This is a genomic window from Yimella sp. NH-Cas1 (assembly GCF_022359705.1).
In the GTDB taxonomy this organism is placed as follows: domain Bacteria; phylum Actinomycetota; class Actinomycetes; order Actinomycetales; family Dermatophilaceae; genus Yimella; species Yimella lutea.
The window spans coordinates 624,984-649,932 of sequence record NZ_JAKSGG010000003.1 but is presented as its reverse complement, the minus strand read 5'-3'; the positions used below and the strand labels follow the sequence as shown (position 1 = coordinate 649,932).

22 protein-coding genes are annotated in these 24,949 nt (G+C 67.1%); 9 read left to right on the top strand and 13 right to left on the bottom strand.

The features are described from left to right. The first annotated feature begins 113 nt into the window (after window positions 1-113). Window positions 114-1,256, top strand: coding sequence for a hypothetical protein (locus tag MF407_RS03490; RefSeq protein WP_239701324.1), 1,143 nt, complete (start codon window positions 114-116; stop codon window positions 1,254-1,256). On the opposite strand, the gene MF407_RS03485 is transcribed toward MF407_RS03490, so the two are convergent. Then, window positions 1,185-3,548, bottom strand: a complete 2,364-nt coding sequence (locus MF407_RS03485; RefSeq protein WP_239701323.1) for a hypothetical protein — start codon at window positions 3,546-3,548, stop codon at window positions 1,185-1,187. The two genes, MF407_RS03490 and MF407_RS03485, sit on opposite strands and share 72 nt — an antisense overlap. Window positions 3,549-3,775: 227 nt before the next feature. On the opposite strand from MF407_RS03485, the gene MF407_RS03480 reads away from it, so the two are divergent. Together MF407_RS03480 and MF407_RS03475 are read left to right on the top strand one after the other, a co-directional pair. Further along, the gene (locus MF407_RS03480) at window positions 3,776-5,299 is read left to right on the top strand and encodes an aldo/keto reductase (RefSeq protein ID WP_239701322.1); all 1,524 of its coding nucleotides are present in this window, start codon (window positions 3,776-3,778) and stop codon (window positions 5,297-5,299) included. Further along, window positions 5,296-5,925 (top strand): TIGR03089 family protein, encoded by a 630-nt coding sequence (locus tag MF407_RS03475; protein ID WP_239701321.1) that lies wholly within the window; start codon window positions 5,296-5,298, stop codon window positions 5,923-5,925. The genes MF407_RS03480 and MF407_RS03475 overlap by 4 nt, the downstream gene beginning before the upstream one ends. A gap of 1 nt (window position 5,926) precedes the next feature. Here the strand turns inward: MF407_RS03475 and MF407_RS03470 are convergent, their stop codons facing one another. The 3 genes from MF407_RS03470 to MF407_RS03460 are packed head-to-tail and all read right to left on the bottom strand — an operon-like array spanning window position 5,927 to window position 8,853. After that, window positions 5,927-6,943 carry an ATP-binding cassette domain-containing protein gene (locus MF407_RS03470; protein WP_345770821.1) on the bottom strand — a complete coding sequence of 339 codons (1,017 nt, stop codon included), beginning with the start codon at window positions 6,941-6,943 and terminating at the stop codon, window positions 5,927-5,929. Then, window positions 6,943-7,776 carry an ABC transporter permease gene (locus MF407_RS03465; RefSeq protein WP_239701319.1) on the bottom strand — a complete coding sequence of 278 codons (834 nt, stop codon included), beginning with the start codon at window positions 7,774-7,776 and terminating at the stop codon, window positions 6,943-6,945. Before MF407_RS03465 ends, MF407_RS03470 begins: the two co-directional genes overlap by 1 nt. A 12-nt stretch (window positions 7,777-7,788) precedes the next feature. Then, on the bottom strand, window positions 7,789-8,853 hold the full coding sequence (locus MF407_RS03460; protein ID WP_345770820.1) for a glycosyltransferase family 2 protein: 1,065 nt from the start codon (window positions 8,851-8,853) through the stop codon (window positions 7,789-7,791). A 49-nt stretch (window positions 8,854-8,902) separates the two neighbouring features. On the opposite strand from MF407_RS03460, the gene MF407_RS15790 reads away from it, so the two are divergent. Then, window positions 8,903-10,375: an LCP family protein gene (locus MF407_RS15790; RefSeq protein ID WP_239701318.1), complete on the top strand. Its 1,473-nt coding sequence runs from the start codon at window positions 8,903-8,905 to the stop codon at window positions 10,373-10,375. A 69-nt stretch (window positions 10,376-10,444) separates the two neighbouring features. Here MF407_RS15790 and MF407_RS03450 read toward each other — a convergent pair whose 3' ends face one another. Further along, the gene (locus tag MF407_RS03450) at window positions 10,445-11,611 is read right to left on the bottom strand and encodes an acyl-CoA dehydrogenase family protein (RefSeq protein ID WP_129625829.1); all 1,167 of its coding nucleotides are present in this window, start codon (window positions 11,609-11,611) and stop codon (window positions 10,445-10,447) included. Window positions 11,612-11,664: 53 nt separating this feature from the next. Continuing rightward, window positions 11,665-12,675, bottom strand: a complete 1,011-nt coding sequence (locus MF407_RS03445; protein ID WP_129625830.1) for an LLM class F420-dependent oxidoreductase — start codon at window positions 12,673-12,675, stop codon at window positions 11,665-11,667. Between the two features lie 129 nt (window positions 12,676-12,804). On the opposite strand from MF407_RS03445, the gene MF407_RS03440 reads away from it, so the two are divergent. Beyond that, window positions 12,805-14,016, top strand: a complete 1,212-nt coding sequence (locus MF407_RS03440; protein ID WP_239701315.1) for a nucleotide sugar dehydrogenase — start codon at window positions 12,805-12,807, stop codon at window positions 14,014-14,016. Between the two features lie 185 nt (window positions 14,017-14,201). On the opposite strand, the gene purE is transcribed toward MF407_RS03440, so the two are convergent. Next, window positions 14,202-14,735 carry a 5-(carboxyamino)imidazole ribonucleotide mutase gene (gene purE, locus MF407_RS03435; protein ID WP_129625832.1) on the bottom strand — a complete coding sequence of 178 codons (534 nt, stop codon included), beginning with the start codon at window positions 14,733-14,735 and terminating at the stop codon, window positions 14,202-14,204. Next, window positions 14,732-15,934: a 5-(carboxyamino)imidazole ribonucleotide synthase gene (locus MF407_RS03430; RefSeq protein WP_239701313.1), complete on the bottom strand. Its 1,203-nt coding sequence runs from the start codon at window positions 15,932-15,934 to the stop codon at window positions 14,732-14,734. The genes purE and MF407_RS03430 overlap by 4 nt, the downstream gene beginning before the upstream one ends. 24 nt (window positions 15,935-15,958) lie before the next feature. On the opposite strand from MF407_RS03430, the gene MF407_RS03425 reads away from it, so the two are divergent. Continuing rightward, a complete protein-coding gene (locus MF407_RS03425) occupies window positions 15,959-16,474 on the top strand; it encodes a GtrA family protein (RefSeq protein WP_239701310.1) in 516 nt (171 codons plus the stop codon). A 16-nt stretch (window positions 16,475-16,490) separates the two neighbouring features. Here MF407_RS03425 and MF407_RS03420 read toward each other — a convergent pair whose 3' ends face one another. From MF407_RS03420 to MF407_RS03405, 4 genes are read right to left on the bottom strand one after another with little or no spacing between them, the layout of a single operon-like run. Next, window positions 16,491-17,474 (bottom strand): HAMP domain-containing sensor histidine kinase, encoded by a 984-nt coding sequence (locus tag MF407_RS03420; protein WP_239701308.1) that lies wholly within the window; start codon window positions 17,472-17,474, stop codon window positions 16,491-16,493. A 6-nt stretch (window positions 17,475-17,480) separates the two neighbouring features. After that, window positions 17,481-18,155: a response regulator transcription factor gene (locus MF407_RS03415; RefSeq protein ID WP_129625834.1), complete on the bottom strand. Its 675-nt coding sequence runs from the start codon at window positions 18,153-18,155 to the stop codon at window positions 17,481-17,483. 17 nt (window positions 18,156-18,172) lie between these two features. Beyond that, entirely contained in the window at window positions 18,173-18,949 is a 777-nt protein-coding gene (locus tag MF407_RS03410; RefSeq protein ID WP_141929062.1) for an enoyl-CoA hydratase-related protein, read from the bottom strand. 58 nt (window positions 18,950-19,007) lie between these two features. Beyond that, window positions 19,008-20,759 carry a biotin--[acetyl-CoA-carboxylase] ligase gene (locus tag MF407_RS03405; protein WP_239701306.1) on the bottom strand — a complete coding sequence of 584 codons (1,752 nt, stop codon included), beginning with the start codon at window positions 20,757-20,759 and terminating at the stop codon, window positions 19,008-19,010. Window positions 20,760-20,784: 25 nt separating this feature from the next. Here MF407_RS03405 and MF407_RS03400 point away from each other — a divergent pair, with 25 nt between their 5' ends. The 3 genes from MF407_RS03400 to MF407_RS03390 all read left to right on the top strand — a co-directional run bounded on the left by MF407_RS03400 (window position 20,785) and on the right by MF407_RS03390 (window position 23,746). Next, complete coding sequence (locus tag MF407_RS03400; protein WP_129625836.1) at window positions 20,785-22,440, top strand: acyl-CoA carboxylase subunit beta; 1,656 nt, start codon at window positions 20,785-20,787, stop codon at window positions 22,438-22,440. Continuing rightward, window positions 22,437-22,655 carry an acyl-CoA carboxylase epsilon subunit gene (locus MF407_RS03395; RefSeq protein WP_129625837.1) on the top strand — a complete coding sequence of 73 codons (219 nt, stop codon included), beginning with the start codon at window positions 22,437-22,439 and terminating at the stop codon, window positions 22,653-22,655. The genes MF407_RS03400 and MF407_RS03395 overlap by 4 nt, the downstream gene beginning before the upstream one ends. Before the next feature lie 179 nt (window positions 22,656-22,834). Then, the gene (locus MF407_RS03390; protein WP_239701304.1) at window positions 22,835-23,746 is read left to right on the top strand and encodes a sulfite exporter TauE/SafE family protein; all 912 of its coding nucleotides are present in this window, start codon (window positions 22,835-22,837) and stop codon (window positions 23,744-23,746) included. 30 nt (window positions 23,747-23,776) lie between these two features. On the opposite strand, the gene MF407_RS03385 is transcribed toward MF407_RS03390, so the two are convergent. Then, window positions 23,777-24,946, bottom strand: a complete 1,170-nt coding sequence (locus MF407_RS03385) for an MFS transporter (RefSeq protein ID WP_239701302.1) — start codon at window positions 24,944-24,946, stop codon at window positions 23,777-23,779. Window positions 24,947-24,949 lie beyond the last annotated feature (3 nt).

Sequence of the window (24,949 nt, the reverse complement as noted above, 5' to 3'; positions counted from 1 at the left end):
AGCGCCGGGCATCCGGGCGGTTCAGGCTAGCATTGAGCGGCCCTCGACTGCTTCAAGGCACGGAGGGACCGCCACGACCTGGTCGAACCACTCAACGCAGGGAGAGGGGATCCATGTCACTCGCGTCCGCCCGCGAGCACCGGACTGCAGTGGTGTCCACGAGAACGCGTGAGGAGATCCACGTTGCGGTCCGCGTCGACGCGAGCGCGAACATCGGCGTCGGGCATGCGGTGCGGTGTCTCGCCCTCGTCCAGGAACTGAGCCGCAGGTCTGTCCGGGTGACCGTCTTCGGGATGCTGGACATCAGGTGGGTGGCGGACGCTTACGAACGCCTCGGCGTGCCGGTCCTGTCGCCGTCGCAGATCGACCGTGCACATGTCACGCACGCCGTGATCGACGGTTACGACATTTCCCCGGAACTCGGTGCAGGCTTGCGCAGCAACGCAGTTCGCGTGCTGGCCATGGTCGACGACGAGTTCGGGGCAGGCCAGGTCGCCGACGTGTACGTGGACCAGAACTACGGTGCCCGTCCCCACGTCGGCGGCCCGGACGGGTCCATCGCACTGGCCGGACCGCCGTACTCGCTGTTGCGTGACGAGGTCCTTGCGGTCCGTTCGGCTCCCGTCCTTGAGCACACCCGCGTCACCTCAGACGCCGCGCCGCGAGTCCTCGCCGTCTTCGGCGGCACCGATCCCCACGGAGCCGCCGAGGTACTCGTCCCCATGCTGGTCGAAACCGGCGCGCCGATGCAGCTCACCGTGGTGTGCCCCGACCCGGCACGTGGCGCCCGGCTCAGCTCCGTCCCGGTACAGGGACCACACCAGCACGTCACTGTCAGCGCGGTTCTTCCGAACCTTGCCGCGACGGCCGCTGCACATGACGTCGCGGTCAGCGCGGCCGGTTCGACCGTCTGGGAGTTGCTCACGATCGGTACCCCGACCGCGGTGGTCTGTGTCGTAGACAACCAGGAGGCCGGTTACCGGGCAACCACGGGGTCCGGGCTGGTGGTGCCGGCCGGTCGCCTCACGCGGTTGCGAACAGGCGACCGCAACGAGCGAGAGGCTGGAGTCGAGTCATTGGCGAGACTGCTGACAGACGGGCAGCTTCAACACCATCTACGCCGGCGTGGGATGGCACAGTTCGACGGGCGCGGCCGCGAACGCGTGGCGGATGCGCTGCTCGATTCAGCGCAGTTCGTAGACGGTCACGGTCGGCGAACGCCAGATGACGGCGGCGTACCTGGCGAGATCGGCTGACACCGCCGACGCCCTGCGGTCGGCGTACAGAAACCTCACTCCGTATGCACGCAGGGCAGCGACGCTGCGCGCAGTCGGCGCCCGAAAGACCGACTCGTTCAGGGCGTAGGCCCGCTGGTCGTAGTACGGCTGTTGGGTGTAACTGACGCTGGCCGTTCCGGAAGCTCGTCCGCTCGCGGTGTAAGCCCAGGCTCCGATGAACGCCGGCGATCGCGTCAGTGCCGCGGGCCAGAACGCTCGCGGATCGCAACGCGGCGTGGTCCTGATACGCGAACAATGCACGTTGGTCGCCATCGGGGACGCATTCAGGTTCGCCCGCGCCAAAGCAGCCGCCCCCCTGATCTCGTCCTGATTCAGGTGCGTGCCGCGAGCCACGCCGCCGGTGTGCCATTGCGGGATCGGGTCTTGGGCGAGGGCGTGCGCGGTCGGTGCCACAGCGAAACCGAGGATGCTGAATGCAAGCACCGCGCCGACCACCACGCTGATTCGATCGCGACGCAGCAGGAGGATCACGGTCATCACCGACGTGACGAACAGCACAACGACCATGGGGAGCAGCCAGGACAGCTGGAGCAACGGCTCCTTTTGTTGCATGGCCGACGTACTCTGCGTGAACTCCCCGATCCAAGCACCCGTGACCGCGCAGACTGCGATCAGCGCCGGCGCCCTGCGGGCGCCGAGCATGCCGATCAGCCGCCGCACCACCGCGATCGCGCCCCAACCGAGGAAGGCTGCGGTCACCGGCACGATGCCCCTCATGAAGTAGACCTGGGACAACGAAGGGTGCTCGATCAGGAACATAGCCAAGAGTGCCGCGACCATCATTCCGAGGTAGAGCACCGGCGCAGGATCCCTGCTGCCACCCACGGTCGCCGCCACCAACGTGACGGCGAGATAGGTGCCGACGAAGGCGGCGACCAACAGCGCCAGCGTCACAGATCCGGGAGGCGGATCAGTAGCCAGCGAAGCCGTCCAGATCCTCGACCGACGTGCGGTGGCGCCCGGCTCGATGGTCGACCCGCCGCCGCCGCCCGCGAACAGTGGCCTGGTGCTGACAACGATGGCCGCCCCGACGGTCAGTAACGACACCGGCCGCACCATGTCATGCCAGACGGCGCGGCGGCGGATCACGGCGACGATGGTGACGATGGTGACGAGACCGACTCCACTGAGCAGAGTCGGCAACAAGGACACTTTCGAACCCGGGCACAGCAGGAGCACGTAGATCGTGAAAGCGAGCATGTCCGGCCGCCGTTCATTCGCCCGCAGCACCATGCACAACACGAAGGTGGCTAGGACAGCGACCGGAAGCGCGAGCGTGTTGGACGGGCTCAACCAGTACGCGACCGAGGAGGCACCTGGGTCGATACCCCGTACCAGGAGGACCGACGGGGCGAGCACCGACAGCGCTGCTGCAACGAGGCCACCCGCAGCAGAACGGGACAGGTAGGCGGCCAGCCCGTAGACGAGCAACAGCATCGAAGCGACGGCCGGGACGTACCAGAAGACGACAGCGGCCTTCTCCAGTTGAACACCGCTCGCGATCGTGAGCCCGGCGGCATGTGCGTTGCTGAACCAGTGGTAGTCGAGCACACCGTCCGCGAGGGACTGCGGGTCGTTCGGGGGCACGTGATGCATCGCGTTGGCGGTGATTGCTGTGTGCCAGTACATGTCGGGATACCAACGCATGGTTCCGCCGAGCGGGGTGATAGACCACAGGCCGGCGGTCAAGGAGCGAAGAAACAGCACCCAGCTGAACAGCAGACCCAGGCTGGCCCACCAAGGCATTCGTGCGGGAGCAGCCCGGCGTCGTCCGTCGGCCTCATCATGTGCCTCACCGCGGGACCCGTCGGCCGGTTCATCCTGACGGCCGAATCGACCACGAAGCAGCGCCATCGCCCCTGCGATCAGACCGGCGAACACCAGCGGAACGATCCACTGCAACCACGGCAGATGCAGGCGCACGGCGAGCGCCCAGCCGAACAATTGGGCGCCGAGGCCGGTGACGAAAGCCGCCCCGATTCGAACGACCGCGTGCCCCAGCGGCACCCGGCGGACGATGAGCCATCCCGGCACCAGGATCGTGCCGACGGTCGCCGCCCACAGCCGGGACTGATCCGCCCAGCCGAGTTCGTACTTGTGCAGAACGGCGCTCGTCGCGACGAGCGCCACCACGATGCACGCCGCACCCACCCACCGGTCGAGCGTCTGCGTCGGCCGTCCGTCCTTCGACGGGTCGTTTGAGCCTTGTTGCTCTGCCTGCACAGGGAGCGAAGAGATGGGCGACGTCATGGCGTGGGCTTTCGTTTTCAAGAGAATGTCGGGGTGAGCTTACGGGTGCACATGTCAGTTGCGCGTGACGAGGCGGTGCTTCCGTGTCGCGTGCGGCCGATGCAGTCCGCCGCACCCATGGCTAAGCTCGAGATGCCCGGGTCCGGCTGACCTGTCGACCCGGGATCCTGTCGCCAACTTCCAGGAGCCCGACCGTTTCACCGGTCGTGTCCGACTCGGAGGAATCCTTGCCCCGCACACGCGTTGTCATCCAGTCCCGTCTGAACTCCTCGCGCCTGCCCGGCAAGGCTCTCATGACGATCGCCGGGATGCCGCTGATCGAACTCGTCGCCCGCCGGGCCGCGCGTTCAGGCCATGAGGTGATCGTCGCGACGAGCGACGAGCACTACGACACCCGCATCGCCGACCACCTGGAACGTGTCGGGATCCCGGTGATGCGCGGCTCCCTGGACGACGTGCTCGGGCGTTTCGTCACCGCCACCACGGATCTCGACGACGACGACCGTGTCGTCCGTCTCACCGGCGACAACCCCGTCGCCGACGCCGACCTCGTCGATGAGTTGCTCGCCGCGATGGACGCGAGCGCTAGTGCCTACGGACGCGTCGACATCGACCAGGTGCCCGAGGGCCTGGGCGCCGAGGGGTTCTTCGTCCGCGACCTGCGACGTGCTGCGGCGACGACCCAGGAGCCCTACGACCGCGAGCATGTCACTCCGTGGCTGCGCCGCAACCTCGGGGAGTTGTTGTTCGCGCCTGCTGCGAACCCCGGTGATGCCCTCCGATTCCGTTGCACGGTCGACGTGTTGAGCGACTTCGACCGCGTCGCCCGCTTGTTCAGCGACGTTCCGGACGCCGTCGGCATCCGTTGGAACGAACTGATCGACAAGCTCGGCACGATGGTCACCGCGGACGGCGCGACCGTGCCGACAGGATCGAACCGGCTGTTCACCCAGTCGGCCCTGACCCTCGGCGGCAGCCAGCTGTCGGGCCCGTTCGCGAGCGCCCCGCCGGAGGTGCGGCAGATGCTGGCGCGCGCGGTGGACCACGGAGTCACCCACGTCGAGGTGGGTCGTGCCGACGGCAACGCCGAGCGCATCCTGCGCAGTTGCGGCGAGCCGCAGCTCACCCAGCGCCTCGGTTTCATCTCACGACTGCAACCCCTGGTCGCCGGTGATCCGTCGGTGGCGCGGCTCGGCGTCGAGGCCAGCCTCGAGCGATCGTTCGCCGAACTCGGCCGTCGACAGGTGGCGGCTGCTCTGCTCAGCGGGGTCGAGCAGGTCGCCGTCGGCGGCGGCGCCGCTTGGGAGCGGCTCCAGGAGTACCGCTCCACCGGCGAGGTCGGGGCTGTCGGCGTGAGCCTGGCCAACCCGCGCGACGCCGAGGCACTCTTGACTCTTGAAGGACTGGACTACCTCGAACTCCCCTACAACGTTCTGTCCCCGGCTCTGCCGGAATCAGTGAGCACACTCCACGAGCGTGGCGTCACCGTTCTCGCACACTCGGTGTACGGCGGCGGCTCCTTGCTGAGGGGTGACCACCCCAGAGCGCGCGCCCTGGTGGACGCGTCCCGGGAGGTCGACCGGGACGGGGTCGCCGACCTCGCCGTCGCGTTCGTGATCGGCCTGCCCTCGATCAGCTCGATCGCGCTCGGCGCGGTCACCGACGCTCAGATGCGCTACAACATCGATCTGGTGGCCCGCCCGCCGCTGTCTGCTGAGCAGGTCATGAAGGTCCGGGAGCTGCTGCGATGAACCTCGCTCACATCGTCCCGCGACTGGTCGATCGTGACCCGACCGCTCCGGCCCTCACCTACTACGACGACTCGTCGGGTGAACGGATCGAGGTATCGGCGCGGGTGCTGTCGATGTGGGCCTCGAAGGCATCCCACTGGCTCACCGACGAGATGCTGGTCGACGCGGGCGGACGCGTGCTCCTCGATCTGCCCCCGCGGCACTGGCGATCGATCTACTGGACGTTCGCGGTCTGGTCGGTCGGCGCGGAGATCCGCACGTCCGCAGGACCGCCCGGTGTCGACGCCGTCGTGGCGATGGCTCCCGGCAGCGGTGACATCGTCGAGCCCGAGGCATCGCTGGCGATGAGTCAGCTGACCGCCTTCCCCGACCGGTTCGGTGCCATCGTCGACGTCGCACCGCACGACCTGGCGATGGACGGCCGCACCTACGCCGACCTGTCGTCGTCCTTCGCCTGTGCCGCCGGTGAACGCGTGATGCTGGTCGACACCGACGTGCCCGAGACGCTGCGCCTGGTGGCCTGCGTGCTGGCGTCCGGCGGCTCGGTCGTGTTGGTGCGCTCCGAGGACGAGACACGCCGGGCGGCGCGGATGGCCGACGAGGGCGTCGACCGAGTCGTCGGCTGACTCAGCCGGCTGCGGCAGTCGTGCGCTGCGCGCGTAAAGCGTCCCGGCGAAGCCGATTCCGCACCCTGGTGTCCTCGCGCTTGAGCCACGTCTCGGCCCGCGACTTGTCCGAGGGACGCTTGTAGTCGTCCCCCAGCAGGTCGGACATGTACTGCTCCATGACCTCGTCCATCGGACCGTCCATCTCCAACTGCCCGCCCTTCAGGTAAAGCCCGCGGGTGCAGAAACGCGTGAGGTCGGATGCCGAGTGCGACACCAGGAACAAGGTGCGGCCTTCGTCGAGCAGGTTCTCCATCCGCGTGTAGCACTTGTTCCGGAAGGCGGCATCACCGACGGCGAGTACCTCGTCGACCAGGATGATCGGTTCGTCCAGACAGGTGATCACCGCGAACCCCAGCCGCACCTGCATGCCCGAACTGAAGTGTCGGTAGGGGACGTCGAGTCCGTCACGAACGGCCGGGCCGGCGAAGTCGACGATCTCGTCGAACCGTGCGTCGACCTGCTCCTTGCTCATTCCGTGCAGCCCGGCGGTCAGGTAGATGTTCTCCCGGGCCGACAGGTCACCGATGAAACCACCGGTGAGCTCGATGAGCGGGGCGACTCCCTCGGTGACCGTGGCGCTGCCTTCGTCCGGCAGCAGCGTGCCCGCGATCAATTTCAGCAAGGTCGACTTGCCGCCGCCGTTACCGCCAACCAGACCGACCGCTTCCCCCCGCCCGACCGTGAAGTCGAGGTGACGCAGCGCCCAGAACGTGTCGCGATTGTGCGCGCTCTTTCCGGTGAAGATGATCTCGCGCAGGGACAGGTTGCGTTTTCGACCGCGCAGAAATTCGATCCCGAGGTCGTCCACCCGGATGACCGGTTCGCCGGCGGGCGTCTCCCACTTCACGCTGGTGCGTACACGCTCGAATCCGTAGTCGTCCCACGTGATCCGGTTGTCCGGGTCGTAACCGTCCGGGTCGTTCTCGCTGGCCTTCGGACGCCAGTCGGTGAGCTCCAGGGCTCTGTCGCGATCCATCAGATCTCCTTCAACACCGCGGGCTCGAGCTTGCGGAACACCCACATGCCGATGACCACCCACAGAAGTGAGAACACCGTCGCGATGATCCAGGCCTGGTGATTGGACGGCTGGGTGGCCGGATCGAGCAGACCGACCCGGAACATGTCGACGATTCCTGTCAACGGGTTCGCCTGCTGGAACGGCTTCGCCCACGCCGCCTTCTCGTCGAGCAGGTGCACCGAGTACACGATCGGCGTCAAGTAGAACAACAGCCGAAGCCCGATCCGGACCAGGCGCACCACGTCGCCGACCAGGGCGGTGAGCGGGGCGAGGCAGAGTCCGATACCGACGTTCAGCAGGAACAACAGGATGGTCGCCGGGATCCAGTACACGAGGCGATAGTTGAGGTGCACCTCGTCCGGTGTCGTGATGAGGAACCAGACCATGAAGCCGACGAGGATCGGCAGGGACAGCAGGAATTCCAGGCCCTTGGAGATGACCACCCGGATGACCCAGAGTTCGCGGGGCAGGTTCGTCGAGCGCACCAGAAGTCGCTCTGCGTACAGCGCCCGGGCCGTCTCGTTGACGCACAGGTTGAACCAGTTCCACGGCAGATACCCGGCGACGAGGAAGAGCACGAAGGGCACGCCCTGACTCGCCGAGACGCCACCGCGCTGGTAGATCACACCGAAGACGAACGCATAAACCAGGGCCATCGCCAGCGGGTCGATCAGCGTCCACAGGTAACCGAGGAAGCTGCGCGCGTAGCGCACGCGGAAATCACGCGTCACCAGCGTGCCGAGCACCTTGCGGTGCGCCCAAATGCGCTCGACGCGCTTCACCATCGACATAACCGGCCCAGCCTAGTCCTCGACCACCGCAGGTTCAGAATCACCGGTGAGCCGGATGCGGCTGGACAGGAAGCCGTAGCCCCATGCCATGTGCATCGTGGCGAGCACGACCGGGACGCGGACCCGCACCTCGGCGGATTCGTCGGACGAGATCGCCAGACCGCCGGCCCCGATCGCCGCTGCGTACCCGCCCGGGATCGCCCAGAGCGGACGCCAGACGAAACCGCCGACGGTTCCCACTGCGATCGCGGCGAGCGCAACCGGTGGGGCGAGGTAGCGGGCGTTGATGGATCCCTCGTGGGTACGGGCCACGACACGGCGCCACTGGCCGTACTCGTAGTACTGCCGCGCCAACCGCCGCACGTTGGGGCGTGGACGGTAGGCCACCCGCATCGCGGGCGTGAACCACACCAGGCCGCCACGCTGCCGGATGCGGTAGTTCATCTCCCAGTCCTGGGCCCTGCTGAATCGCGAGTCGTAACCGCCGACCGCGGTCAACCAGTGCCGCCGGAAGACGCCCAGGTAGACGGTCTCGGCTGCTCCGGCCTCCCCACCGAGCTTGAACTTCGCCCCGCCGACGCCGAGCTTGCTCTTCATCGCGACTGCGACGGCCTTCTCGAACGGAGTGCGCCCGACTGCGTCCATGATTCCGCCGACGTTCGCAGCCCCGGTGTCCTGCAGGGTGCGTGCGGCGGTCACGAGGTAGTCGGACGACAGCACGCCGTGGCCGTCGACCCGGGCGACGATGTCGTAACGGGCGTGGGCGATGGCCGCGTTGAGCGCGTCCGGGGTACGTCCGCTGGGGTTGGACACGAGGCGGACTCGATCGTCCTGCGCCGCGATGCGCGCGGCCACCTCGTCGGTGCGGTCGGTCGAGGGACCGAGCGCCAGGATCACCTCGATCGGGCCGTCCCACCGCTGTGCGAGCACCGCGTCGACCGACTCCTGCAGATACGGCTCCTCGTCGAGGATGGGCATGATCACCGACATCCCGTCCAGCCGGTCGTGCGTGCCGTTCACCGGCTCCTGGTGGTTCGGCTGCGGGGGGTCGCCGGGTTCGGGATCGGTGGTTGGCACGCCCGTCAGGCTACAACCCTCTCTCAGGTTGCACCGCTACCCTTGCGCGGTGCCTGACGAAGACGATGCCCTGACTTTCGACACGCGGCCCGGCTCATCCCGCCGGCCGCGGCGGCGCCCGTCCCAGGACGAGTCTCGTGCAATCCCGGTGCAACGCAACGGCTCCGGCAACGGACCCGCGACCGCCCGCATGCCGCAGCGACCACAGCGACCACAGCGACCACAGCGACCACAGCAGGCCCGTCCCGACCGGGGACGTGCCGACCGTGCCCCTGGGGACGACTCCACCCAGGTGCTGCCTGCGGCCGGCGGCCCACACCAGAATGCCCGCCCGTCGGCTCAGCGTGACCCGGACTCGGCCCGCCGTTTCGCCGCGGCGGGCGGGCGCCCCGGTCCCGACGACACCCAGCGACTCCCGGTCGGCGGACGACGTCCCGCCGGACCCGCGCAGGGCGCACGGCCAGGATCACGCCAAGGCCCTCCCGGACCGCCGCCCGGTGGCCCCGGGTACGGCGGACGTCCACCGCGTGACGGCAACGGTGAGACAGGACCGGGACGCCCGCGCCGCAAACGCCGCTGGGTCAAGTGGCTGATGATCCCGTTGCTGATCATCGCGCTATGGGTCGGTGGCCTGCTGTGGGCGGCGAACAGTGCATGGAACAACGTGCAGAAGCTGGACGCTCTCCCGGCCGGTCAGCGTCCATCGGATGGCAAGGGCAAGAACTACGTCCTGGTGGGTTCGGACTCCCGAGCGGGTCTGACCAGCGAGGAAGCCTCCCGGCTCGGCACCGGCGGCAGCAACATCGAGGGCAAACGCACCGACTCGATCATGATCCTGCACCTACCCGACAGCGGCGGTCCGACCTTGGTCTCGGTACCGCGCGACAGTTGGGTCGCGGTACCCGGTCATCGCAGGAACAAGATCAACGCGTCCTACGCCATCGGCGGCCCGAAGCTGTTGATGGAGACCGTCGAGCAGTCCACCGGTCTGCGGATGGACGGTTACATGGAGATCGGCTTCGGCGGGTTCGCCAACGTGGTGGACGCCGTCGGCGGGGTGCGGATGTGCCTGGAGCGTCCGATGAAGGACGAGAAGGCGCACATCGACCTGCCGGCCGGCTGCCAGGACCTCGACGGCAAGAACGCACTCGGGTACGTGCGGGCCCGCTACTCCGACCCGCTCGGCGACCTCGGCCGGGTGACGCGTCAGCGTCAGTTCCTTTCCGCCCTGATGAACAAGGTCGCCTCCCCCGGCAACCTGCTCGTGCCGTGGAAGCTCAAGGGCGTCGGCGAGTCCGGTGCGCAGGGTCTTGCTGTCGACAACGACATGGGGCCGATCACCGCGGTGAAGATCGCGTGGGCGTTGAAGAACGTCACCTCCTCCGGCCAGTCGGTGCAGATTCCCGTGGCGAACTCCGCCTACCCGACCTACGCCGGGGAAGCCGTGCTCTGGGACGACGCGAAGGCCAAGGAGCTCTTCGACGCTCTGAACAACGACCGCTCCCCCAACGTCGCTCCCTGAACCACGGAATCCGCGTGAGAAAGCGCCCTTCGCCGGGTCCGGCGAAGGGCGCTTTCTCACGCGGATTTTCTACTTCTTGAGCAGCTGACGGGCCATCACCATGCGCTGGATCTGGTTGGTGCCCTCGTAGATCTGGGTGATCTTGGCGTCGCGCATCATCCGCTCGACCGGGTGGTCCTTGACGTAGCCGGCGCCACCGAGCAGCTGGACGGCGTCGGTCGTGACCTCCATCGCGACGTCCGAGGCGAAGCACTTGGCGGCGGCACCGAAGAACGGCAGGTCGGCGTCGCCCCGCTCCGACTTCGCGGCAGCGACGTAGACCATCTGGCGCGCGGCCTCGAGCTTCATCGCCATGTCGCCGAGCATGAACTGCAACCCCTGGAACTCGGCGATGGCCTTGCCGAACTGCTTGCGCTCCTTGACGTAGCCGAGTGCGTAGTCGAGGGCGCCCTGGGCGATGCCGACGGCCTGCGCACCGATGGTGACGCGGGTGTGGTCGAGCGTTCGCAGCGCGATCTTCAGACCCTCGCCCTCAGCACCGACCATGCGGTCGGCCGGGATGCGGCAGTTGTCGAAGTGCAGTTCACGGGTGGGCGAACCCTTGATGCCGAGCTTGCGCTCGGGTTCGCCGAACCCGAAGCCCTCGTCGTCCTTCTCGACCACGAACGCGGTGATGTTGCGTCCCCGCTCGCCGTCGGGGTCGGTCACCGCGAGCACCGTGTAGAACTGCGAGACACCGGCGTTGGTGATCCACGACTTCTGCCCGTTGAGGACGAACGAGTCGCCGTCCTTCTTGGCACGGCACTTCATGGACGCGGTGTCCGAGCCCGCCTCACGCTCGGACAGTCCGTAGGAGAACATCGCTTCGCCGCGGGCCATCGGCGGCAGGTACTTGGCCTTGACCTCTTCGGACGCACCAAGAATGACCGGCATCGAGCCCAGCTTGTTCACCGCCGGGATGAGCGAGCTCGACGCACACGCACGTGCGACCTCCTCGATCACGATGCAGGTCGCCAGTGCATCTGCACCTACGCCGTCGTACTCCTCGGCGACGTGCGGGGCGTGGAAGTCGGCCGCGACGAGGGCATCGAGCGCCGCCTGCGGGAACTCGCTCTTCTCGTCGACCTCGGCCGCGTGCGGGGCGATCTTCGCGTCGGCAACGGCACGCACCGCCTCACGCAGGGCTTCGTGGTCCTCGGAGATCTTGAACAGATCGAAGTCAGTGTTTGCGCTCACAGGCTCATCCTACTTTCGGGTACGTCCGGGCCGTTCGGCAGATGCCGGTCGACCTACTTCGCGGCGAGGGCGGGGATGACCTCGCGTTCGAACAGTTCGATGCCGCTGGTGTCGTAGGCGGCCTCGGCGAAGTAGGTGACGGCGTAGGTCATGCCCGCGTCCTGCAGTTGCTCGAACATGGCCACGATCTGCTCCGGTGTGCCGACGGCGGGCTGGGTCGCCATGTTCGCGCGCATGTCGGCGGCGCGCTCCTTCGGCAGACCGCCCTTGACCATGAGGTCCTCGAAGAAGGCCAGGCGATCCTGCACCTGGGCGTCGTTCTCGCCGATCATCACGTTGTAGTTGGCCGATCGCGTGATTGTCGAGAAGTCACGGCCGATGTCCTTGCAGTGACCTTCGAGCACGGACGACTTGTGCTTGAAGCCATCGAGGCTGCCGTCGAAGTTGGTGTAATCGGCGTACTTCGCGGCAATCTTCAGCGTGACCTTCTCGCCACCGCCGGCGATCCACATCGGGATGCGATTCTCGGCGCTGGTGGTCTGCAACGGTTGCGGGTGGCAGAGGGCGCCGTCGACCTGGTAGTGCTTGCCGTCGAGCGTCGCCGAGCCCGTCGTCCACATCTGCCGGAAGATCTCGACACCCTCGCGCAACCGACCCAATCGGTCTCCTGCAGAAGGGAATCCGTAGCCATACGCACGCCATTCGTGCTCGTACCAGCCGCCACCGATACCCATCTCCACTCGTCCGCCGGAGATCACATCGACGGTTGCGGCGACCTTCGCCAGATAGGTCGGCTCGCGATAACTCATACAGGTGCACATCTGACCCAGGCGCACCCGGTCGGTGATCGCGGCGAAGGCGGACATCAGCGTCCAGGCCTCATGGGTGGCCTGCGGCAGCGGGTCCGGGGTGGTGTGGAAGTGGTCGTACACCCACAGCGACTCCCAGGCATCGTTCCGGTCGAGACGCCGAGCAAGATCCGACATCGTCTTCCATTGGTCGGCCGGGTCGATGCCGACCAGGTCGAGCCGCCAGCCCTGCGGGATGAACATGCCGAAACGCATCGTGCGAAACCTCCGTGGACGTGTGTGTACCGATGCCGGCTCACTCTAGAACCGGTGTCACCGGTTGTTCATGTCTCGTCGTGCGTCGATCCGGGGCGACTCATCGACACGGTCGGTAGCGTGTGCGCCATGTCTGACACACCGCGTCCTGCCGCTGTGAACGTTTCGTCGACCCGCGTCACCGTGGTCGGCACCGGGTACGTCGGTCTGTCGATCGCGGTCCTGCTCTCGCAGCGCCACCCGGTCGTCAGCTACGACATCGACGAGGGACGCATCGAGGGGCTGGGCCAGGGACGCTCCCCGATCGTCGACGAAGAGCTCGAGGACATGCTGCGCGAGGGTGACCTCGACCTGACGTTCACCACGGACAAGGACACCGCTTATGACGGCGCGGAGTTCGTCGTCATTGCGACCCCGACCGACTACGACCCGAAGACCAACTACTTCGACACCACCACCGTCGACGGCGTCATCGCCGATGTCACCCGACTCAACCCCGAGGCGGTCATGGTCGTGAAGTCGACCATCCCGGTCGGCTACGTCACGGACGCCCGCAAGCGGTTGGACACCGAGAACCTGCTGTTCTCACCGGAATTCCTTCGCGAAGGTCGAGCGTTGTTCGACAACCTGCACCCCTCACGCATCGTGGTCGGTGAGAACAGCGAGCGCGGACGGCGGTTCGCCGACCTGTTGGTCGAAGCCAGCCTCGAACCCGACGTCGAGGTGCTGCTCACCGACCCCACCGAGGCCGAGGCGATCAAGCTCTTCGCGAACACCTTCCTGGCGATGCGGGTCGCGTTCTTCAACGAACTCGACTCCTACGCACTCACCCACGGGCTCGACACCCGACAGATCATCGAAGGCGTCGGGCTCGACCCACGCATCGGACGGCACTACAACAACCCCTCGTTCGGGTACGGCGGGTACTGCCTGCCGAAGGACACCAAGCAACTGCTCGCGAACTACCACGACGTGCCGCAGACGTTGATCAGCGCGATCGTCGAGGCGAACCGCACCCGCAAGGACTTCGTCGCATTCGACATCGTCGGCCGCGAGCCGAAGTCCGTCGGCATCCACCGACTGATCATGAAGGCCGGCTCGGACAACTTCCGCTCCAGCAGCGTGCAGGGCATCATGAAACGGTTGAAGGCCAAGGGGATTCCGGTCATAGTCTATGAACCCGAGCTCGCCGAGGAGACCTTCTTCGGTTCTCCGGTGGAACGCGACCTGGAAAAGTTCAAGAGCTCGGTCGACCTGATCGTCGCCAACCGCCGCGTGCACGAACTCGAAGACGTCGCCGACAAGGTCTACACCCGCGACATCTTCGGCATCGACTCCTAGAAAGTCGCTCTGCCGCAACGATTTCCGCAGTTCTAACCCGCCCTTGAGCCGATGGGCAGTTGTGCCCATTCCGTCCGCGCCGGTTCTTCGAGGAAGTTCTCCCAGCCCGGTGACAACGGCGTCACACTCAGGGGAACGACCGTCGTGCGCTCGACCGTGACCGGCAAGGTGCCGGCGGCGATCGGTCAGTCCCGACCGGCCAGTTCGGCGCGAAGCCGTTCGCCCTTGGCCGTCGCCTGAGCATTGAGGTCTTCCTGGAAGCGCAGCATCTCGCGGCGCAGGCGCTGTGCTTCTTCGTCCGAACCGGACGCGAGGATGCGGGCAGCGAGCAGTCCGGCGTTGCGAGCGCCCGCGACCGAAACCGTTGCCACCGGCACACCAGCCGGCATCTGCACGATCGACAGCAACGAGTCCATCCCGTCGAGGTACTTCAGCGGCACCGGCACACCGATGACCGGCAACGGGGTGACGGAGGCGAGCATCCCCGGAAGGTGCGCTGCTCCCCCGGCGCCTGCGATGATCACCCGCAGCCCGCGATCGGCAGCGCCGCGTCCGTACTCGATCATCTCGGTCGGCATCCGGTGCGCCGACACGACGTCCACCTCATAGGCGATGTCGAACTCCTCGAGCGCTTCGGCCGCAGCCTGCATGACCGGCCAGTCGGAGTCGCTGCCCATGACGATGCCGACGACGGGGTTCTGATCGTCTTGTGAACTCATTCGGTGATCACTCCCTGCAGGTAATCGGTCGCATGCTGTGCTCGCTCGCGCAGCGCGAGCAGGTCATCGCCGTAGACGTTCACGTGACCGATCTTGCGGCCCGGGCGGACACCCTTGCCGTACATGTGGATCTTCAGACCAGGGTCGCGCGCCATCAAGTGACGGTAGGTCGGATACAACTCGGGATAGTCACCGCCGAGGACGTTGCCCATCACCGTCCACCGGCTCCGGGCCCTCGTGTCACCCAGCGGCAGGTCGAGCACCGCACGTAGGTGCTGTTCGAACTGGCTGGTCACCGAGCCGTCCATCGTCCAGTGGCCGCTGTTGTGCGGACGCATCGCCAGCTCGTTCACCACGTAGGCCGAGTTGCCGTCGGCATCGTCGATCTGGAACACCTCGACCGCCATCACGCCGGTGACACCGAGTTCTGCGGCGATGGTCAGAGCGTCGCGCGTCAGGCGTCCGGCGAGTTCTTCGTCGAGATCGGCAGCGGGGGCGATCACCTCGGTGCAGATGCCGTCGGTCTGCACGGTGTGCACGACCGGCCACACGGCGGCCTGCCCGCTCGGGCTACGCGCAACGAGCACCGAGAGTTCGCGCCTGAACGGCACCGCCTGCTCGATCAGCAGCTGCTCGCCACCCGAGAGACGGTCCACCCAATCGGACGCTTCCGCAACGCTTTTGGCCAGCAACACTCCCTTGCCGTCGTACCCGCCGCGCGGCGTCTTCAACACGACCGGCCAGCCGTGCTCGGTCGCGAACTGCTCCACCTGGTCGATCGAGTCGACCGCTGCCCACGGCGGACAGGGGATGCCGAGTTGGGTGAGCCGCGCCCGCATGACGAGTTTGTCCTGCGCGTTCGCCAGAGCATCCGGGCCGGGGTGCACCCGCACCCCGTCGTCCACGAGCGCCCGCAGGATGTGCTGCGGCACGTGCTCGTGGTCGAAGGTCACCACGTCGCACTGGGCCGCGAAGGCACGGACGGCGTCCAGGTCGGTGTGTGCGCCGACCGGCGAGGACGGAACGACGAGCGCCGCCGAGTCGTCGCAGGACTCGGACAGCACCGTGAGGGTGACCCCCAGGTTCACCGCGTACGGGGCACACATCCGAGCCAACTGCCCGCCACCGATGATTCCGACGACCGGGAAACCTCCCGGAGCGCGTTGTGGAGTTCCGCCTGAGCTTCCCTGTGAATTCACAGCGCACACGATAACGAGGAACCGATGATCACCGACTACCCTCTCCTTGTGCAGCAGACCCCCCAGCCGACTCTCGTCCAGCGTCTCTGGCACGAGGTCGCGAAGTTCGGGATCGTCGGAGCCGTCAGTTTCGTGGTCGACATGGGTCTGTTCAATCTGTTGGTGAACGGCGCAATGGATTCGAAGATCACGACCGCCAAGATCATCAGCGGCGCGGTCGCGACCGGTGTCGCCTGGATCGGTAACCGTTTCTGGACCTTCCGTCACCGGCGCAACCGTCCGGTGCACCACGAGGTCGCGCTGTTCTTCCTGGTGAACGGGATCGCCCTGGGCGTCTCTGCGCTGTGGGTTGCGTTCACGCACTACACGCTCGGTCTCGACGGCCCGGTCTGGCTGAACGTCAATGCGTTCATCGGCATCGGTCTCGGCACCCTGTTCCGGTTCTGGACCTATCGGCGCTTCATCTTCTCCGCCGATTTGGAGGACGAGGAGAACGACCTGGCGTTGGTCGACCGGCACACACCCGCTCGCGTCGACTGACGCCCGACGACAGATCTCAGTCGCCGAGCCCGATCGTCCGTTGCGGCGCCTCGCCTGCCGACAGGAACAACGCGAAGATCGCCGGTCGGGCACTGCGTAGCTCAAGTCGTCCGCCGGCCGCGTCAGCGAGGTCCCGGGCCAGTCCCAGTCCGAGTCCGGTGCCGCCGGTCGACACCTGACGGTCGAACACTTTCGGTGCGATTGCCGGGTCGACTCCCGCCCCACGGTCGCTCACCTCGACCACCACGGACGGGCCGCTGCGGCGTGCTCTGACCTCGACGGTGCCCAACCCGTGCTGCAAGGCGTTCTCGAACAGCGTCGACAAGATCTGCGACAGCGCACTGCGCGTCACCATCACCCACAAACCGCGCTCCCCGCTGACCAGCACCGACCGACGGGCGTCGGCGAAGGCCGGTTGGAACTCTCGCTGCAAGGCTGCGATCACCGAGTCGAGCGATGTCGCCGGCATGGACGCCGTCGGCGTGCTGCGGGCCCGCTGCAACAGTTGGTCGACCACCCCGTTGAGCCGCTCGACCTGGGAGATGCCGACCTTCGCCTCCTCGTGAGCGGCGGGCAGGTCGTCCGCTATCGAGATCTCCTCCAACCGCATCAGCAGTGCGGTCAACGGGGTACGCAACTGGTGGCTGGCGTCGGAGGCGAACTCTCGCTCCGCCGCGAGCGATCGGGTGAGCTCACTGGTGCGTCGTTCGAAGACATGCGAGATGCGGTTGACCTCGTCGATGTCCGTGCGCAGCGGCGTGAAGACGGCAGACCCGTCACCGAACAGTTCGGCTTGTGCGGCGAGTTGTTGCACCGGTTCGGAGACCGAACGGGCGGTGCGTCGTGCGAACACATAGCCGACGACCCCGGCGAGGATGCACAGGACGACGATCCCCAGGCGCCGCCACCAGCCGACCGCGAAGATCATCGACGGCAGGACGACGATCAGCAGGGCGACGACGACGGAGGCCGTGGCCTGGCGGACGAGTTTGTGCTGCACCGCCGGTCAGCTCTCGTCCGGTGCCTCGAATCGGAAGCCCACACCCCGGATGGTGGTGATGAACCGCGGGTCGGACGCATCGTCCCCGAGCTTGCGACGAAGGACGGACACGTGCATGTCGAGGGTCTTCGTCGAGCCGAGCCAGGCGGTCTCCCAGACCTCGCGCATCAGCTGTTCGCGTGAGACGACCTTTCCCTGCTCTCGGACGAGCACGCGGAGCAGGTCGAATTCCTTTGCGGTGAGCTGGAGTTCGTCGGATCCGCAGAATGCGCGCCGGGCTTCGGCGTCCATCCGTACCAGCGGGGCGCAGATCATGTCCTGCGGCGAACGACGCAGCAATGCTCGGGCGCGAGCCAGCAGCTCGGCGAGCCGGAACGGCTTGGTGACGTAGTCGTCGGCCCCCGCGTCGAGTCCGACGACGGTGTCGACCTCGTCGGCACGTGCGGTGAGGATCAGCACCGGCACGGGGTAGCCCTCGGCACGCAGCGTGCGGCAGACCTCCAAGCCGTCCATCCTCGGCAGGCCGAGGTCGAGGATCAGCAGGTCGGGGCTGTCGCGGCCGCCCTCGAGCGCGTCCTTGCCGTCCTGGCGGATGTCGACCTCATATCCCTCTCGGCGCAGTGCGCGCGCGAGCGGCTCGGAGATCGCAGCATCGTCTTCGGCCAGCAGGACTCGGGTCATGGCGCGAATCGTAGCCGTCACGGCCCCGGCCACCGCGGAGCACGCTTCTCGGCGAAGGCCCGGACACCCTCGGCGCGGTCGGGTGAGAACGCGGTGGCGTGCCAGCAAGCGTCCTCGATCTCCAGACCGGCGTGCAGGTCGGTGCCCGAGCCGAGTCGCATCGCCTTCTTGGCGTTACGAAGGCCCACGGGCGAGTTCTGCGCGATCGTCTCGGCGAGCTCGAGGGCTCGGTCCCGCGCTCCGCCGGCGGGTGCGAGTTCTTCGACGAAGCCCAACTCGTGCGCCTCCTGCGCGGTGAACTTACGGGCGCTGAAGATGACCTTGGCCGCCTTGCCCCAGCCGACCCGACGCACGAGCAGTTGGGTGCCGCCGCCACCGGGGATGACTCCGACCGAGACCTCCGGCAGACCCAGGGTGGCGGATTCTCCGGCGATGACCACGTCGCAGGCGAGCGCGATCTCGGCGCCACCGCCGAGCGCGAATCCGTCGACCGCCGCGATCGTCGGCACCGGCAGGTCGAGCACTCCGGTGTAGGCCGCACGGGCGATCGGACGCTGAGCGATGAGGTCGGCGTCGCTGAACCCGTTGCGCTCTTTCAGGTCAGCGCCGACGCAGAAGGCCTTCGGGTGGGAGCTGCTCACGACGACGGCCCGGACGCTCGGGTCCGCAGCGAGTTCGCCGGTGGCGTCCGCCAACGCGCGAGCCATCTGCGTGGAGACGGCGTTCATCGCCTCGGGTCGGTCGAGCACCAGCTCGGCGATGTGACCGTCGGCGTGGCGTCGGACGGTGATCATCGATTGAACTCCTCGTGGATGTGGGTATGGCTGCCGGTGCGGCTCACGGCTGACACGTTCACCTCGCCGACGCCGGCGAGTTGGGTGGGGCCGGCGGCGAACACGTCGACACCGTCGATCTTGCGCATCGCGTCGGCGACGTCCTCGTCGACCAGCACCTCGCCGGACGCGGCGAGCGCCGTGAGCCGGCTCGCCCGGTTGACCGTGTTGCCATAGATGTCGCCCTGCCGAGCAAGCACCCGGCCGGTTGCGACGCCGATCCGGATCTTGCGCAGCAGTGGGTCGGCTTCCACCGCCGCCAGCAGGTCGAAAGCGATCTGCACTCCCCCGAGATGGTCCGGTGCGTGAACAGCACCTCGTCACCGACGGTCTTCACCACGGCTCCGCCGGCCTGCGCGACCACATCGGAGGCAAGCGTCTCGAAGCGGATCACCAGCAGCGCGAGGTCGCGTTCGCTCATCGACCGGACGCGTTTGGTGAAGTCGACCAGATCGGCGAATCCGACGGTGCGGACGACTCCGACGTGCGACTCGGGTTCGGCGTCGGCGACCATGCGCGCGATCGAGTTGGCGACATTGCGCCGGGTGACGTGCTCGACCAGCGGGACAAGGTGGTCAGCGACTGCGACCATGCGTTCGGCCACGTCGGCGGCGCGTTCGGTGTCGACCTCGAATCCTTCGTCGGCCAGCATCATGTCGCTGATCAGTTGCAGGGTCCACATCGCCATCCGGTCGGTGCTGCGACCGACGGCCCGGGCGATACCGATGGCGGTCTGTTCGTTGATCAACCCCTGGCCGACCATCTCGACCATGCGACGGACGGCCTCGACATCGCGCTCGTTGAACACCACGTCCTCGTCACGTGCGTTGGCGAATCCGAGTGCACGCCACAGGCGCCGGGGGAAGTCGGAGTCGACGCCGGCCAGTTCACTGACGTCGGCGCGGCGCAGGGTGCGGGGGCTGTGCAGCAGTTGTTCCTCGATCCGGTCGACGAACCGGGCTCGGTCGACGGGGCGCAGATCACTGGCGGGTGGCATCGCCGGACGAACGTGCACCACGTCGCCGACCGCGTGCGGTGTGCGGGCGCCGTCGGACTGTTCGAGCACCAATCGGCCGGACTCGTCGATGTCGACGGCGACACCCTCGGCGTCCGCGGCGTGGGCGGTACTGACCTTCACGTGCTGCCCCACCGTGACGCACGCCGCCCGGTAGTCGTCGTCCAGATTGCTTGTGCCCCAAACTTTCTGGATCTCAGCAAGCTCGTCGAGGATGGCGACGATGATGGGCTCGCGATCCAGATAGACGCCGTTGATCGACAGCGAGGTTGCCGCGTCCGACGGCAGTTCGCTCTCGTTCTGCCACACGTTCAGACCGATGCCGACGATGACACCGGGATGTTCGCCACCCGTTGCCTCGCACAGGATTCCGCCGAGCTTGCGCCAGGTACCGGACTCGGTGCACACCAGAATGTCGTTGGGCCACTTGAGTCCGACGTCCAGGTGGGTCAGTCGGCTCAGCGCGGTGCGGACGCAGAGCCCGACCAGGAGTGGCACCCAGCCCCAGCGGCGGGGATCATCCGGCAGCGGAAGAGTTGCCGACAGCGCGATGCTCGAACCGTGCGGAGCGTGCCATTGACGATCGAGCCGGCCGCGGCCGGCGCTCTGGTGATCGGCGACCACCACCCGCCACGGACGAGGGTCGGCGCCGAGGACGGCATTGGTGGAGTCGACCGACCCGAGCACCTCCACGTCGTTCCACGGAGGAGAGGGCACGTCTCGGCGAAGCCGCTCGGACTCCAGGACGGGTGCCATGCGCACAAGGCTATTGTCTGATCCCATGACGGGTAAGGCAGGTCACACTTCCGGAGCCGACGACGCCGGTAAGCAGTCGCCGGCGATCGACATTCACACGACCGCGGGACGGCTCGCCGACCTGCACCTGCGCATCGATGAAGCCGTGAACGCCGGCAGCGCCAAGGCGGTCGAGAAACAGCACGCCAAGGGCAAGAAGACCGCTCGTGAACGGATCGAGCAGTTGCTCGACCCGGGTTCGTTCATCGAGCTCGACGCACTCGCACGGCACCGCTCCACTGCTTTCGGGCAGCAGAAGAAGCGCCCGTACGGCGACGGGGTCGTCAGCGGCTACGGCACCGTCGACGGACGCACGGTGTGCGTCTTCTCCCAGGACTTCACCGTGTTCGGCGGATCGTTGGGCGAGGTCTTCGGCGAGAAGATCGTGAAGGTCATGGATCTCGCGATGAAGATCGGCTGCCCGGTCGTCGGCATCAACGACTCCGGTGGCGCGCGCATTCAGGAGGGCGTGGTCGCGCTCGGTCTGTACGCCGAGATCTTCCGCCGCAACGTCCACGCGTCCGGCGTCATCCCTCAGATCTCACTGATCATGGGCCCGTGCGCGGGAGGTGCCGTCTACTCCCCCGCGATCACCGACTTCACGGTGATGGTCGACCAGACCTCGCACATGTTCATCACCGGCCCCGACGTCATCAAGACCGTCACCGGTGAGGACGTCGGCTTCGAGGAACTCGGCGGTGCACGCACCCACAACAGCCGCAGCGGCGTGGCCCACTACATGGGCAGCGACGAGGACGACGCGATCGAGTACGTGCGGTCGCTGCTGAGCTACCTGCCGCCGAACAACCTCGATCCCGGCGACGTGTTCGCCGCGGTCGATGAGGCCGAACTCGTGATCAACGATGCCGACCTCGAACTCGACACCATCATCCCCGATTCGCCGAACATGCCGTACGACATGGTGACGGTCATCGAACACGTCTGTGACGACGGCGAATTCATGCAGGTGCAGGAGTTGTTCGCACCCAATATCGTCACCGGCTTCGGACGCGTCGACGGGCAGAGCGTCGGCGTCGTGGCGAACCAGCCGATGCAGTTGGCGGGAACGCTCGACATCAACGCATCGGAGAAGGCAGCGCGTTTCGTGCGTACTTGCGACGCGTTCAACATCCCGATTCTCACCTTCGTCGACGTGCCCGGCTTTTTACCCGGCACCGACCAGGAATGGGGCGGCATCATCCGGCGCGGTGCGAAGCTGCTGTACGCGTACGCCGAGGCGACCGTTCCGTTGATCACCGTGATCACCCGCAAGGCCTACGGCGGCGCGTACGACGTGATGGGTTCCAAGCACCTCGGCGCCGACATCAATCTCGCCTGGCCGACCGCGCAGATCGCGGTCATGGGCGCTCAAGGTGCGGCAAACATCCTGTACCGCAAGGACATCGCCGCCGTCGCCGCCGAGACCGACAACGATCCGGCCGCCGTCGACAAGCGCCGCCAGGAACTGATCCAGGAGTACGAGGACACCCTCGCCAATCCGTACATCGCGGCCGAGCGCGGTTACGTCGACGCGGTGATTGCGCCGTCCGAGACGCGCACCCAGGTGATCCGTGCCCTGCGCGCACTGAAGACCAAGCGGGAGAGCCTGCCACCCAAGAAGCACGGAAACATCCCGCTGTGAGCCAGGAGCAGAGCGCGCAGCCGGGCACCATCCGGTTCGAGACGTCCGCAGTCACGCCCGAGGAGATGGCAGCGGTCGTCGCCGTGCTGTCCGCCGCCGGTGGCGGTGGAGGCGATTCCTCGATGCCTCGATCGGAGTGGGCCGGACGCGCCCGCGTCGGCTGGCGCACCAGCGGTCTTCCGGCCGCGAGGTTCGTGGAGCGGTTGCCACGCTGAGAAGCGGCGCCCCTGCCGCACAACGAAATTCAGACTGAACGCCCGGCCTTCATGGCCGGGCGTTCTGCATGACCGACCCCACCTCATGTCATCATCCGGACAGGCCTGGTGTCTCCGCGCTCGTCACCATTAGCTTTCGTTTTGTTATTCCAAACACAACGTTATGAATGGAGACTGGCATGCGCAAGCTCGCCCTGCTCGCCCTTGTCGGACTGGGAGCCCAACTCGTCGACGGAAGCCTGGGTATGGCCTACGGCGTCACCTCCACGACGCTGCTCCTGGCGATCGGCACCAATCCCGCCGCCGCATCAGCCACAGTGCACCTGGCGGAGATCGGCACGACGCTCGCTTCGGGGACGGCCCACTGGAGGTTCGGGAACGTCGACTGGCCCGTCGTGTTCAAGGTCGGACTCCCCGGTGCGCTGGGCGCGTTCGCCGGAGCGACCTTCCTGGCGAACCTGTCGACCGACACGGCCAAGCCGGTCATGGCTCTGATCCTGTTCGCGCTGGGGCTGTACGTGCTCGCGCGCTTCACCGTGCGCGGGCTACGCACCGACAGGCTCGGTCAACCGCTGCGCAAGCGATTCCTTTCTCCGCTGGGGCTCTTCGCAGGATTCGTCGACGCAACCGGCGGCGGTGGCTGGGGGCCGGTCGGCACGCCGGCCCTGCTGGCGAGCGGTCGGCTGGAGCCGCGCAAGGTGATCGGTTCGATCGACACCAGCGAGTTCCTCGTCTCGGTGGCCGCGAGCATCGGATTCCTTGTCGCCCTCGGTTCGCAGGGCGTGAACTTCGGCTGGGTCGCGGCTCTGCTGATCGGCGGACTCATCGCCGCACCGATCGCCGCATGGCTGGTGCGACACGTACCACCGCGCATCCTCGGCTCGGCGGTCGGTGGACTGATCCTGGTCACCAACGCCCGCACCCTGCTCAAGAGCGACTGGCTCGACGCATCCGACACAACTCGCTACGTGGTGTACGCAGCCTTGTACGCGTTGTGGGCCGCAGCGGTCAGCTACAGCTGGCGTGCGTACCGCAAGGAGCAGACCATCCCGGCGCATGAGGAGCGACCGGCCGCGGCCGCGTCCGCCTGATCCGTTCTTGGACGACGCCCGCGACCGGGCTCAGGCCGTCGCCGCATCCTGGCCGCGTCCGACGGCGACCGTGGCGAGTGCCCAGATCCCCATCATCACGGCCAGCACCGTGACCGCGAGGACGAAGTCGGCAGAGGCACCGTAGAGCGCGCCGACGGCCACCGGGCCGACGGACGCGAGCAGGTAACCGGCACCTTGACCGACCGCCGAGACGGCAGGCACATCGGACGGGTCGTGCTGGTGCGCGATCGCGGAGAGGGCAATGGCGAGCGGCAGCCCCTGGCACAGGCCACACAGCAGCACGCCGAACGCTGCAGGCACCGCGCCCAGCACGAGCAGGACGAGTCCCGCGACGTACGTGGCGGTGATCGCAGCGATCCAGGTGATCCGCCGATTCGAACCCAGTACCCGGGTGCCCAACAGTGAGCCGGGGAAGCCGAGCAGACTGAACAACCCCAACGCGATTCCCGCGGACGACGGTGACCATCCCTGATCGGTGAGCATCGTCGGCAGCCAGTTGACGAGCGTGAAGAAGGCCAGCGACTGCAGACCCATCACCAGGACGATGAGCCAGGTGCCGGGACGGGCCGCGACCGCGCGGATACGGGTCACGGGCGGCGCGGACGCAGCCACGTCACTGCGGTTGCGTCGAGCCGCGAGCGTCCACCAGGCCAACACCGCAAGCGCCGGCACCAGCCAGAGGCCGATGACGAACGGCCACTCCCAGCCGAGACCGTCGATGAGCGGCCGGGTCAGGAACCCCCCGCTCGCTCCACTGATCTGGAGGGCCACGGTGTACAGGCCCATCACGTACGCGAGATGCCCCGGGAACCGAAGCCGGGCAATCGCAGGAATCACCACATTGGCGATGGCGATACCCAGTCCGATCAGGAGCGTGCCGGTGAAGAAGGTGGGCGGGGTGACGACGAGACGGACGGCGATGCCGACGACGATGGCGGCGACCGCGACCCCGAGTGTTCGCTCGACTCCGACGCGTGCCGCGAGCGGCGGTGTGAGACAGGCGAAGACACCGAAGCAGATGAGCGGGAGCGTCGTCACCAATCCGGCAGCGACGGCGCTCAGGTGCAGGTCGTCACGGATGAGGGAGAGCGCCGGCGGGACGCTGGTGACCGGCGCACGGATCACGAAGGTCGCGAGCAGAAGGGCCAGGAGCAGGCCCGGTGCGGCGACTCGTTTCACCCG